This is a genomic window from Salipiger sp. PrR002, from assembly GCF_010500775.1.
Lineage (GTDB): Bacteria > Pseudomonadota > Alphaproteobacteria > Rhodobacterales > Rhodobacteraceae > Salipiger.
Genome location: NZ_JAAGOU010000017.1, coordinates 1 through 12,305 on the forward strand (window position 1 = coordinate 1; position 12,305 = coordinate 12,305).

Annotated in this window: 11 protein-coding genes; 3 read left to right on the top strand and 8 right to left on the bottom strand. The window is 67.5% G+C overall.

Features of this window, described 5'->3' with window-relative positions; translation table 11 throughout:
- Window positions 1-179 precede the first annotated feature (179 nt).
- On the bottom strand, window positions 180-2,948 hold the full coding sequence (fdhF, locus tag G0A00_RS16560; protein ID WP_164180715.1) for a formate dehydrogenase subunit alpha: 2,769 nt from the start codon (window positions 2,946-2,948) through the stop codon (window positions 180-182).
- A 110-nt stretch (window positions 2,949-3,058) separates the two neighbouring features.
- A complete protein-coding gene (locus G0A00_RS16565) occupies window positions 3,059-4,753 on the bottom strand; it encodes an NAD(P)H-dependent oxidoreductase subunit E (RefSeq protein WP_164180716.1) in 1,695 nt (564 codons plus the stop codon).
- 154 nt (window positions 4,754-4,907) lie between these two features.
- Here G0A00_RS16565 and G0A00_RS16570 point away from each other — a divergent pair, with 154 nt between their 5' ends.
- A complete protein-coding gene (locus G0A00_RS16570; RefSeq protein ID WP_164180717.1) occupies window positions 4,908-5,147 on the top strand; it encodes a sulfurtransferase TusA family protein in 240 nt (79 codons plus the stop codon).
- A gap of 2 nt (window positions 5,148-5,149) precedes the next feature.
- On the opposite strand, the gene glp is transcribed toward G0A00_RS16570, so the two are convergent.
- From glp to G0A00_RS16590, 4 genes are read right to left on the bottom strand one after another with little or no spacing between them, the layout of a single operon-like run.
- Window positions 5,150-7,318: a gephyrin-like molybdotransferase Glp gene (gene glp / locus G0A00_RS16575; RefSeq protein ID WP_164180720.1), complete on the bottom strand. Its 2,169-nt coding sequence runs from the start codon at window positions 7,316-7,318 to the stop codon at window positions 5,150-5,152.
- The gene (mobB, locus tag G0A00_RS16580; RefSeq protein ID WP_164180721.1) at window positions 7,315-7,806 is read right to left on the bottom strand and encodes a molybdopterin-guanine dinucleotide biosynthesis protein B; all 492 of its coding nucleotides are present in this window, start codon (window positions 7,804-7,806) and stop codon (window positions 7,315-7,317) included. Before mobB ends, glp begins: the two co-directional genes overlap by 4 nt.
- Window positions 7,803-8,453, bottom strand: a complete 651-nt coding sequence (gene mobA, locus G0A00_RS16585; protein ID WP_164180723.1) for a molybdenum cofactor guanylyltransferase MobA — start codon at window positions 8,451-8,453, stop codon at window positions 7,803-7,805. The genes mobB and mobA overlap by 4 nt, the downstream gene beginning before the upstream one ends.
- Window positions 8,450-9,325, bottom strand: coding sequence for a formate dehydrogenase accessory sulfurtransferase FdhD (locus G0A00_RS16590; RefSeq protein ID WP_164180725.1), 876 nt, complete (start codon window positions 9,323-9,325; stop codon window positions 8,450-8,452). The genes mobA and G0A00_RS16590 overlap by 4 nt, the downstream gene beginning before the upstream one ends.
- Before the next feature lie 78 nt (window positions 9,326-9,403).
- Here G0A00_RS16590 and G0A00_RS16595 point away from each other — a divergent pair, with 78 nt between their 5' ends.
- A complete protein-coding gene (locus G0A00_RS16595; protein ID WP_164180727.1) occupies window positions 9,404-9,919 on the top strand; it encodes a DUF2478 domain-containing protein in 516 nt (171 codons plus the stop codon).
- A gap of 27 nt (window positions 9,920-9,946) precedes the next feature.
- Here G0A00_RS16595 and G0A00_RS16600 read toward each other — a convergent pair whose 3' ends face one another.
- Window positions 9,947-10,411 (bottom strand): GNAT family N-acetyltransferase, encoded by a 465-nt coding sequence (locus G0A00_RS16600; RefSeq protein WP_164180729.1) that lies wholly within the window; start codon window positions 10,409-10,411, stop codon window positions 9,947-9,949.
- Between the two features lie 222 nt (window positions 10,412-10,633).
- Between G0A00_RS16600 and G0A00_RS16605 the strand changes: the two genes are divergently transcribed.
- Entirely contained in the window at window positions 10,634-11,146 is a 513-nt protein-coding gene (locus tag G0A00_RS16605; protein WP_164180731.1) for a hypothetical protein, read from the top strand.
- A 97-nt stretch (window positions 11,147-11,243) separates the two neighbouring features.
- Here the strand turns inward: G0A00_RS16605 and G0A00_RS16610 are convergent, their stop codons facing one another.
- Window positions 11,244-12,296 (bottom strand): L-idonate 5-dehydrogenase, encoded by a 1,053-nt coding sequence (locus G0A00_RS16610; RefSeq protein WP_164180734.1) that lies wholly within the window; start codon window positions 12,294-12,296, stop codon window positions 11,244-11,246.
- Between the last annotated feature and the right edge of the window lie 9 nt (window positions 12,297-12,305).

Sequence of the window (12,305 nt, forward strand, 5' to 3'; positions counted from 1 at the left end):
GGCCGAAGGCCGCCGGGCAGGCGCCTGCCCGGCGGCCTTCGGCCTCGATCCCGCCGGGCTGGCGCTTTGTCATCTTTGCGCACCGAACGGATTTCAGCCGGACTTGGGCGGGATAAAGCGCAGACCTCGAAAGTTACAGCGCCACCCCACGGGCTGGCGCCCGCCCGGCTTCCGCCCCGCTACGCCGCCGTCACCCGCACCGCCGAGAATTTGAACTCGGGGATCTTGCCGTAGGGGTCGATCGCCGGGTTCGTCAGGATATTGGCCGCCGCCTCCACATAGGCGAAGGGCAGGAACACCATGTCCGGCGCCACCGCGCGGTCGGCGCGGGCCATCACCTCGATCTCGCCGCGCCTTGTCTGCAGCTTGACCATGCCGCCGGGCTCCACCCCCAGCTTGCGCAGGGTCGATGGGTGCAGCGAGCAGTTCGCCCCCGGCTCCACCGCATCCAGCACCTTCGAGCGGCGGGTCATCGAGCCGGTGTGCCAATGCTCGAGCTGCCGCCCGGTGGTCAGGATCATCGGGTAGTCGGCGTCGGGCGTCTCGTCCGGCGGGATCACCGAGGCCGGGGTGAACCGCGCCCGGCCCCCTTCGCGGGGGAAGCCATCGGCAAAGACAATGGGCTGGCCGGGGTCCTCGGGCGAGAGCGAGGGGTAGGTGACGGCGTTCTCGCGCTCCAGCCGGTCCCAGTTGATGTTGTCGAGCGAGGGCATGCCCAGCGTCATCTCGGCAAAGACCTCGCGCGGATGGGCGTAGCTCCAGCCCAGCCCCAGCCGCTGCGCCAGCTCGGTGGTGATCGCCCAATCCTCGCGCGCCTCGCCCGGCGGCGTTGCGGCGGCGCGGCCCATCTGCACCTGCCGGTTGGTGTTGGTCACCGTGCCGGTCTTTTCGTAGAAGGCGGCGGCGGGCAGGATCACATCGGCATAATTCGCGGTCTCGGTGAGGAAAATGTCCTGCACCACCAGATGCTCGAGCTTGGCGAGCGCGGCGCGGGCGTGCACCACATCCGGGTCCGACATCGCCGGGTTCTCGCCGAGGATATACATGCCGCGAATGTCGCCCGCATGTACCGCGTCCATGATCTCGGTGACCGTCAGACCCTTCTGAGCGCTGAAATCGTCAGACCCCCAGATCTCGGTGAAGGCCGAGCGCACGCCGTCGTCGGTCACATCCTGATAATCGGGCAGGAACATCGGGATAAGCCCCGCGTCCGAGGCACCCTGCACGTTGTTCTGGCCGCGCAGCGGGTGCAGGCCCGCGCCGGGCTTGCCGACGTTGCCGGTCATCAGCGCAAGGCTGATCAGGCAGCGCGAATTGTCGGTGCCATGGATGTGCTGGCTGACCCCCATGCCCCAGAAAATGAGCCCCGCCTTGCCCTGCGCAAAGGTCCGCGCCACGTCACGCACCATGGCGGCGTCGATGCCGGTCAGATCCTCCAGCGTCTCGGGCGCAAAGCCCGCGAGGTGCTGCTTCTCGGCCTCCCAGTTCTCGGTGAAACGGTCGATATAGCCCTGATCGTAAAGCCCTTCCTCGACGATCACCGACATGATCGAATTGAGCAGAGGCACATCCGCACCGGGGCGGAATTGCACCATATGGCTGGCAAAACGCTTCAGCGCATGGCCGCGCGGGTCCATGACGATGAGCTTGCCGCCGCGCTGCGCGAACTGCTTGAAGAAGGTCGCGGCGACCGGGTGGTTCTCGATCGGATTGGCGCCGATGACGATGGCAACATCGGCGTTTTCGATCTCGTTGAAGGTGGCCGAGACCGCGCCAGAGCCGACGTTCTCCATCAGCGCCGAGACCGATGAGGCGTGGCACAGCCGCGTGCAGTGATCGACGTTGTTGTGGCCAAACCCCTGACGGATCAGCTTTTGAAAGAGATAGGCCTCTTCGTTGGTGCATTTGGCCGAGCCGAAACCCGCCACCGTCTCGCCGCCCGTATCGCGCAGCTTGGCCAGACCGCTGGCCGCGGCCTCCATCGCCTCATCCCACGATGCCTCGCGGAAATGGCTGAAGGGGTTGGCGGGATCGACGTTCAGCCCCTTCGGAGCGCCCTCAAGACGGATCAGCGGCTTGGTCAGCCGGTGCGGGTGGTGGATGTAGTCGAAGCCAAAGCGCCCCTTGACGCAGAGCCGCCCCTCGTTGGCGGGGCCGTTAATGCCCTCGACGTATTTGACCTTGCCGTCCTTGAGCTTCAGCGAGACCTGACAGCCGACGCCGCAGAACGGGCAGACCGATTGCACCGCCTCGTCGAAATCGCGGCTGTCGCCGTGCTGCGCCTCATCCACCACGGTTGCGGGCATCAGCGCGCCGGTGGGGCAGGCCTGCACGCATTCGCCGCAGGCCACGCAAGAGCTTTCGCCCATGGGGTCGTCCATGTCGAAGACCGGGAAGGCGTCATGCCCGCGATCCGCCATGCCGATCACATCGTTCACCTGCACTTCGCGGCAGGCCCGCACACAAAGGTTGCACTGGATGCAGGCGTCGAGATTGACCTTCATCGCCACATGGCTGTCGTCGAGCAGCGGGATGCGCGCCTCTTCCAGCTTCGGAAAGCGGCTCTCGCTGACGCCGGTCATCTCGGCCATGTCCCACAGATGCGAGCTGCGGTCATGCGCCTCGGCGCGCGCGGGCTGGTCGGCGAGCAGAAGCTCCATGACCATCTCGCGCGATTTCTTGGCGCGGGCACTGTCGGTGGTGACCGTCATGCCCTCGGCAGGGGCGCGGCAGCAGGAGGCGGCCAGCGTGCGCTCGCCGTCGATCTCGACCATGCAGGCGCGGCAGTTGCCGTCGGGCCGGTAGCCCGGCGCATCCTTGTGGCACAGATGCGGGATGGTGGTGCCAAGGCGTTTGGCGACCTGCCAGATGGTCTCACCCGGAAAGGCGCTCACTTCTTTTCCGTCGAGGATGAAAGAGGTCTGGGGAATGTTCGATCCGTCGGCCATGGCTCATGCCTCCCGATGGCTGTGCTGCGGTTCGGACGCGGCCGCGGCGAACTGAGCGCCACGGCCGCGCTGCTGCGCGTCCCGGAGAGGGCGGGGGGAGGGAACGCGCATCATTTCACCTCCTCGGGGAAGTGCTTCATCACCAGCCGGATCGGGTTCGGAGCGGCCTGACCGAGGCCGCAGATCGAGGCGTCGGTCATCACTTGGCACAGGTCCTCAAGCAGATCGCCATCCCATGTCTCGGCCTGCATCAGCTTCACCGCCTTCTCGCAGCCGACACGGCAGGGGGTGCATTGCCCGCAGCTTTCCTTTTCAAAGAACTTCAGCATGTTGAGCGCCGCGCCGCGGGCGCTGTCCTTGTCCGACAGCACCACCACGGCCGCCGATCCAATGAAGGTGCCATGCGGCTGCAGCGTGTCGAAATCCAGCGGCACATCGCCCAGCGTGGCGGGCAGCAGCCCCGAGGAGGGCCCGCCCGGCTGATAGGCCTTGAACACATGGCCCTCGGCCATGCCCCCGGCGGCGCCGATCAGATCGTTGATCGTGCTGCCCGCGGGCAGCACATAGACGCCGGGATTGGCCACGCGCCCCGAGAGCGAATAGCTGCGCAGCCCCTTGCGGTCGTTGCGCGCGACCTCGGATTTGATCTCATGGCCTTCGCGGGTGATGCGGGCGATCCAATGCAGCGTCTCGACGTTATGCACCAGCGTCGGGCGGTCGAAGATGCCCACCTGCGCCACATAGGGCGGGCGCAGCCGCGGCATCCCACGCTTGCCCTCGATCGACTCGATCATCGCCGACTCTTCGCCGCAGATATAGGCACCCGCGCCGCGGCGCAGGTCGATATAGCCCGGCGCCACCAGCCCCGCCGACTCAAGCGCGGCGATCTCCTTATGCAGGATGTGCAGGATCGCCGGGTATTCGTCGCGCATGTAGATAAAGCACTTCTCTGCTTCCACCGCCCATGCGGCGATCAGCATGCCCTCAAGCATCAGATGCGGGGTGCGCTCGAGATAGAAGCGGTCCTTGAAGGTGCCGGGCTCGCCCTCGTCGCCGTTCACCGCCAGATAGCGCGGGCCGGGATTGGCGCGCACGAACTCCCACTTTTTGCCCGAGGGAAAGCCCGCGCCGCCCATGCCGCGCAGCCCGGCGGCAAAGATCGCCTCCTGCACCTGCTGCCAGTCGCCGCTGCCCCGCAGCGCCAGCAGCTCTTCATAGCCGCCCGCGGCGCGATAGGCGTCAAAGCCCTGATAATTGGGGATCACCGGCTCGAAATCGCCTTTGTCGAGCGCCGCCTGAATTTTCTCGGGGGTGGCGTGATCCACGTGCAGATGGCCGATCTCGACCGTCGGCCCGGTGTCGCAGCGGCCCATGCAGGGCGCGCGCAGCACCCGCACCTTGGCCGGATCATGCCCGGCGGCCAGCGCGTCGAACAGCGCCTCAGAGCCCGCCATCTCGCACGACAGCGAGTCGCAGACGCGGATGGTCAGATCGGGGGGCGGGGTCGCATCTTCTTTCACCGGGTCGAAATGGGCGTAGAAGGTCGCCACTTCCCAGACCTCGGCCATCGACAGGCGCATCTCTTCGGCCAGCGCGCGCAGATGCGCGGCGGACAGATGCCCATAGCGGTCCTGAATGAGATGCAGAAACTCGATCAGCAGGTCACGCCGCCGCGGCTGGTCGCCGAGCAAGGCGCGGACCTCGTCCCATGCCTGATCCTCCAGCTGCCGCCCCTTGGGCGTGGCGCGGCCCTTGCCGCCCTTGCGTCCGGATTTCCAGATTCCCTGCTGCTCGTCGAGCGCCATCGAGTGCCTCCCTTTCACGTCGGTGGGTTGATCGGTTGTGAGGCATCGGCTCATTTCAGGTCAATATCGGTATCCCGTCAGTTGATAGAGAATCCCTATCAAGCGAAGAACGCAAAGGATGGACAGCGCCGCAGCTCTTGCCTAAGCAAAGCAGATGACCAGCGATCAGATTTGGACACAGGAACTCGACGCCCGCGGGCTGCTTTGCCCGCTTCCCGTGCTGAAGGCGCGCAAGCGGCTGCAGTCCATGGGCACGGGCGACGTGCTGCGCATCATCGCCACCGACCCGGCCGCCGTGATCGACGTGCCGCATTTCTGCAATGAGGCCGGGCACGACCTGATCGGCACAGCCGAAGAGGCAGAGGCGCAGGTCTATCTGGTTCGGAAGGGCTGAGTTCAGATCAGCCCGAAGGACGCATAGGGGATGTAGCGCACCGGGGTGCCCGGCTCTACGTCCATGGCGGCATCCGGCAATTCCACCAGCCCATCGGCCCATGACAGACCGCTGATCCGGCCCGACCCTTCAGAGGCAAAGACCTCGGCGTGGCCGTCGTCGGTGAGCCGCGCGCGCAGATACTCGCGGCGGCCCTGTTTCTTGCGCTTGGAGAAGGCGGCGGGAACGGTGAAGCCGCGCGGCTCGGTCCAGCCCGCGCCGGACATCAGCGACAGCGCGGGACGCGCGAAGACCAGCGCGCAGACCAGCGCCGCGACCGGGTTGCCCGGCAGGCCAAACACTGGAACGCCCTCCCACATCGCCAGCGCCAGCGGACGTCCGGGTTTCAGCGCGATGCGCCACGCCGACAGCGAGCCGCGCGCGCGCAACAGGGCCGAGACGTGATCTTCATCCCCCGCAGAGGCGCCGCCGGAGGTGAGGATCACATCGGCCTCCCGCGCGCCCTCGTTCAGCCGCGCCTCGATCAGGCCCGCGTCATCCCTGACATGCCCCAGATCCACCGGCTCGAACTGCCAGCCCTGCGCCAGCGACAGCAGCATCGGGCGGTTCGCGTCCCAGATCTGATGCGGCTCTGCGGGCATTGACGGTGCCGGAATGATCTCATCGCCGGTCGACAGCACGCCAACGCGCAGCGGGCGGTGCACCGGCAGCTGCGCAATCCCCAAGGCCGAGGCAAGGGCAAGCTCGGGGGCGCGCAGGCGGCGGCCCTTTTGCAGCGCGGCGGCCCCGGCGGCCACATCCTCGCCCGCCTTGCGGGTGTTGGCGCGGGGCTTGATGGGGCCGTCGAAGACAACCGTGGTGGCGTCGCTGTTGGTGTCTTCTTCCAGCACCACCGTATCCACCCCCTCGGGCAGGATCGCCCCGGTGAGAATGCGCACCGCGTGGCCCGGCGGCACCGCATGCGGGTAGGGCTGCCCGGCGGCCGCACGGCCCGCGACCAGCGGCAGGCGCTGCACGCCGCTGCCGGTGGCGGCATGGGCAAAGCCGTAGCCATCCACCGCCGAGTTCGGCATCGGCGGGTTCGAGCGGATCGCGGCAACATCCGCCGCCAGCACGCGCCCCGCAGCTTCGGAGGTCGGAACGGTCTCGGTTCCGGTGACCGGGCGCAGGGCTTCGCGCAGCTTGCTCAGCGCCTCGTCCACCGGCATCCACGACACGCCCTGCGGCATGGCAAAACAGTCGTTGCGCAGGCGCGGCGGCTGCAGGTCATCGTTGGCGCTAGGGGTCTCAGCAGGCATGGCGGGCTCGGGAAGCTGTGGAAAGGCGGACTGCGCGGCGTCGGAAAGACTGCTCTCATGCCCGAGGCCGAGGATCCAGCCCTCTTCCGGATCGCCCGCGCGGGTGAGGGCGTCGAGCAGCGCCGGATCGAGCGCGCGCAGCGCCCCGGCCAGCACCCGCACCTGCGCGCGGTCCTTGATCTCATCGGGCTCGGCCAGCGCCGCCACCGTGCCTTTGATCAGCGAGGGGAAAAGTTCGACCAGCACGAGGGGCGCGTCCTGCTGCTCGAAGGGGCGCACGGCGATGTCCTTGCCGAACCGCTCGCGCAGCGCCTGCAGCCGCGGAATGCCCAAAAGCCCTTGCGAGCCGACGGATCCGGCCCCGGCGAGCTTCCAGACCGGCTGCGCGCCGGGGGTCTCATCGCAGGTGCGGGTCTCGGCGAAGGGATTGGCATAGCCCTGCTTGGTGCGCGGCAGGTCTTGGATGTCGCGCGCCATGCCGTTGCCCCAGAACGGGCCGCTTCCGGGGAAGAGACGGTTGATCTCTGCGGCCACCTCGAGGCGGTTGTTGGTATTGTCGGGCGCGTCTTCGATCCGCTGCGCCAGCGCCTCCCAGATCGCGAAAGGGTCCGAGCGCCCGGTTAACGCCTCGGCAAATCCCTTGGGATAGGCGAAGGGGAAGTCGAACCCCGCCAGCACCCGCCGCCCGGCGGCGCGCTCTGCCTCGAATAGCTGCGCAAGCGTCTCGGTCGCCGCCTCGCGGGTGCGGTGATAGCTGGCCTCTATGGTCCCGTCGCGGGCGATGCCGATCCAGATGGCATCCTTGCTCTCGCCCACGGGCGAGGGTTTCGACGCCCCGGACCAGTCCACGACGACGAAGGTGTCAAATCTCACAGCCCGACCTCGCGCGCGATGAAATCGGCGATGGCGGCGGTGTCGTTCAGATCGAAGCGCGGCAGGGCGGTGTCCACCGCGCTGTCGGCGGCGACGGCCCGGATGCTGGGGTTCGCGGGCGAAAGCAGCGGTTTACCGGTCTCGGCGCGATGCGCCTCGATCTTCGGGTGCGGCGCGGATTTGTAGCCCTCGACCAGCACCAGATCGACGGGGGAGAGCTTGGTCAGCAGCTCGGACAGCGGCGGCTCTGGGGCATCGCGCAGCTCGTGCATCAGCGCCCAGCGGTGCGGCGAGGCAAGCAGCACCTCATGCGCCCCGGCCTGCCGGTGGCGATAGCTGTCGCGTCCGGGCTGGTCGACATCGGTGCTGTGATGCGCGTGCTTGAGCGTCGAGACCGAGAGGCCGCGGGCGCAGAACTCGGCGACCAGACGCTCCATCAGCCCGGTCTTGCCGCAGTTCTTGCTGCCGGTGACGCCGTAGATCCTCATGAGGCGAGCGCCTCGGCCCGCGCCAGATCCTCGGGCGTGTTGACGTTGAAGAAGGGATCGAAGGGCTTGGCGGGGAACAGCGCTTCGCCGGCGCCGTGCTGGTCGGTCCAGAGCACCACTTTGCGCAAGCCCTCCTCCAGCGCCCTACGCAGGTGGTTTCGCAACGAAACCGGCCAGAGGCCGAAGGTCGGGTGCCGGTTGATCTTCTTGCCGCCGCCGGATTTCAGCGCTTCGTCGCCAGAGCGCGGCGTGCAGGCGAGCGCCAGCAGGTGCGGGCAATCTTCGGCGGCCAGCAGCAGGCGCGGCACCAGATCGCAGGGGAAGAACGGCGTGTCGGCGGCCACGGTGACGATGCTGTCAGCCCCCTGTTCGGCGGCCCAGTCGAGCCCGGCGAGCACGCCCGCGAGCGGGCCGGGGAAGCCGGGGATCGTGTCGGGCAGCACCGGCAGGCCATAGCGGGCAAAGCGCGCGGCATCGCCATTGGCGTTGAGCGCCAGTCCCCCCACCTGCGGCTCGATCCGGTCGATCACGCGCTGCAGAAGGGGCTCGCCGCCGATCTCCAGCAACCCCTTGTCGCCGCCGCCCATGCGCGTGGCGAGGCCACCTGCGAGGATCACCCCCAAGGGCTGTTGCAATGGGCGGGTCATTCGGCGGCCTCATCTGCGGATTTGCGACGGGACTTGCGGTCTTCCTCGGGCACCGAGGCCGGGTCGACGTCGCGCAGCAGCCGCTCCTCGCCCGAGAGGCAGACGAAGCGCTGTCCGCGCATCCGGCCAATCAGCGTGAGGCCCACCTGCCGGGCGATCTCGACGCCCCATGCGGTGAAGCCCGAGCGTGAGGCCAGCACCGGAATGCCCATCAGCGCGGTCTTTATGACCATTTCGGAAGTGAGCCGCCCGGTGGTGTAAAGGATCTTGTCCTCGGCGCTCAGCCCATGGCGGAACATGAAGCCCGAGATCTTGTCGACGGCGTTGTGCCGCCCGACATCCTCCATATAAACCAATGGCTTGTCCTGCTGACACAGCACGGTGCCATGGATCGCGCCCGCCTCTAGGTAGAGCGAGGGAGTGGTGTTGATCTCTTTCGCCAAAGCATAGAGCCACGAGGTGCGCACCTCGGCCTGCGGGAGGGTGAGACCCTCGAGCCCCTCCATCATATCGCCGAAGACCGTGCCGACCGCGCAGCCGGAAGTGCGGGTCTTTTTCTGCACTTTCTCCTCATAGGAGGTCTCGCGCTCGGTGCGCACGACGACGGTCTCGATCTCGTCGTCATAGTCGATGCCGGTCACCACGTCATCGGCGCGCAGCATCCCCTGATTGCGCAGGAATCCCAGCGCAAGATACTCGGGGTAGTCGCCGATGGTCATCGCGGTGACGATTTCCTGACGGTTGAGATAGATGGTGAGCGGGCGCTCCTCGACCACCGAGATCTCTGTCTCGGCACCGGTCTGGTCGGTGCCAGAGATGCGCCGCGTGAGGCGCGCGTCTGCGGGGTTCGGGAGCAGGGGAAATTCGGGCATGCGGATGATCTTGCGCCTCCTCTGGCCTGCGCGTTGGGCATCTTGTAACCTGCGCCGGGGAGTTTCAAGGGGACGGACATGCTAGGGTACGTAACGGGTCTGGGTCGCGGTGAGGTGGACCGGCTGATGCGCGAGGTTGCTGACCGGCTGCGCGCCGAGGGCTGGCCTCTGGCTGGCGCGGTGCAGCACAACATCGAGACCGGCCCGACCAGCAAATGCCACATGGATCTGCAGGTGCTGAGCGGCGCGGACGTGGTGCGGATCAGTCAGGATCTGGGCGCGCTGTCGCGCGGTTGCCGTCTAGATCCACAGGGGCTGGAGCGGGTTGTCGGGCTGGTGAGCGCCGGGCTCTCGAAGGGGGCGGCGCTGCTTCTGGTGAATAAGTTCGGCAAGCAGGAAGTGGACGGTCGCGGCTTTCGTCCGGTGATTGGCGAGGCGCTGTCGTCGGGCGTGCCGGTGCTGGTGGCGGTGAATGAGGGCAACCTCGAAGCCTTCCTGACCTTCGCCGAGGATCTTGCCGAGGCTCTGCCCCCCGATGTGGAGTCGGTCACCGACTGGTGCCGGGCGCGCATGCGCGAGGCGGCGGAGGTCTAAAGGCGCAGGACCTTAGAGGCGTACGGTTTAAAGGCGTACAGTTGCGCAGCGGTTGCCGTGTTCGGAGACGATTTTGGCACCGGCCCCAAGGGCGATCTGCAGCATCGCGCGGTTGTCATGGCTGAAGGTGGCCTCGACGGTCTCGACGCCCATCTCGCGGGCATGATCCAGCGCGGCGGCAAAGAGGCGCCGCCCGTAGCCGCGACCCTGATAGGCATCCTCGACCGACAGCGCGATTTCGGCATGCGCGGCCCCGGCGCGGTAAAGCTCCATGACCGCGCGGGTCTCGCCATCCGCCTCCAGCCCAAGCAGCAGATCGGGTCGGCTGGTCTCGGCGCGGCGTTGCAGCCAGTCGGGTCCGGCGGGGCATTGAAAGCGGCTGCGGCGGGCGGCGGCACTGAGCCGCTGCCAATGGCGCATCAAGAGAACCGTCGCGCGCCGCAGGGAGCCTTCGGTGGGGACGGAATGAAGATGTGCTTCGGCCTGTGCCATCAGGGAACTCCGGGCAGGGTCATCGTCGCTTGGGACCGAGATAGGGGCAGGGTGGGGGCGCAACCACCGCCAATTGCGACACTCCGCCATGCGGCCCGGTCATGCCACGCGGCGCTTGATTAATCTGATTAAAACTGTCAGAAATGAAAAGAGGCCAGCTTCGACGCCAGCTCAGGCACCCTAATGGGTCGCGCGGCGACCCCCCGGACAGTCGGAGGCACTATGGCTGATCATCACGCGACACCCCAAGGACCGGGACACGCCCGTTGCGGCGGCTCGGCGGGCATTTCGGACCTGACCGGACTGGGGCGGCACGACCTGACGGTATTGATGATCGCGCGCTATTTCTTCCAGTCCTTCGCGCATCCGCAATCCGAGGGCTGGCTGCGCGCCATGTCGGGGGCCGAGCAGGTGCTGGGCCCACAGGAGGCGCCCGAGGTGGTTTTTGCCGTGCTGCGCGCGGTGCAGGAGATGCGCCATGCGCGGCGCAACCCGTTCAACTTCTCCAACCCGGATTGCCCCGGCTGCGCCGCGCGGCTGTGCGGGCATGAGCGGCTGTTCCTCAACATTTTCCGGGCCATGCGGCGCGGGCGGCAGGGCGATGCAGAGGCGCATGCGCTGCTGCTTTGCGAGGGCAATGGGGTCCAGCGACTGATCGCCGCGATGGGCGTTTTGGCCGCGGCCATGCCGGGGGTGCCGCTGCGCCCGTCGGCCGAGCGTCAGCCGACGCATTGAGGGCCGCGTCCGAGGGATGGGGCCTGAATAAGTAGGGCCTGAATAAAATGAGAGCCGCGCTGGGTGGGCAGCGCGGCTCTCTGCGGAAGACGGGAGATCAGCCGAACGTCAGCTGGACCTTCACCGCCTTGCCTCGGTCCATCGCCAATTCCACCGCCGCCGGTGCCTCATCAACCGGCAGCGAATGGGTGACGATCGGGGCCAAAGTCATGGAGCGCCCGTTGATCAGCTCGACCGCCTGCCCGAACTCGGCGTCGAAGCGATGCGTGCCGCAGAGGTTGATCTCTTTCGAGACCAGCATGTTGAACGGCACCGGCGTGTCGCCCATCACGCCGACCTGCACGATGGTGCCAAGCGGGCGGGTGCAGGCGATGGCGGAGCGGATCGCGGGGCCAGCGGCGGAGCACTCGAAGCAGAGGTCGAACTGGCCTTTCTCGGCCTCATACTCGGCAAGCTCGGCGCCATTGGTGGCCACGTTGATCGTGCGGGTTGCGCCGACCTGTTTGGCCACCGCCAGCGTGGCATCCTGAAGGTCGGTGACGACGATTTCCGCGGCACCGTAATGCTTGGCGAGCGCCACGCAGAGCGCGCCGATCGGGCCTGCGCCGGTGACCAGCACGCGCTTGCCTTCGAGCGATCCGGCCACCTGAACGGCGCGGGTCAGGGCGCGGCAGCAGACGGCGAGCGGCTCGGCCAGCGCGGCCTCGGCCATGGGGACGCCCTCGGCGATCTTGTAGCACTGGCCCGCCCCGATCGCGACGCGGTCGCGGAAGAAGCCCTGCTCGTGCGGCAGGAACATCGCCGAGCCCTTGAAGCGCATGTTCATGCAGTGCTGGTGATCGCCCTGCGCGCAGAACTTGCAGGTGCCGCAGGGATGCGACGGGTTCACCGCCACAACGTCACCCACCGACACGCCCTCGACCGCCTCGCCAAGCGCGACCACGGTGCCCGCGGCCTCGTGGCCGATGATGATCGGCTCGCGCACCCGGATCGTGCCGATGCCGCCGTCGGCGTAGTAGTGGATGTCCGAGCCGCAGATGCCGCCCGCGCCGATCGCGACCACCACCTCGCCCGCAGCGGGGCTCGGGTCTTCGATGGTCTCGACGCGCAGGTCTTTTTGTCCGTGCAGCCGTGCGATGCGGTTGGTCATGGTGATGTC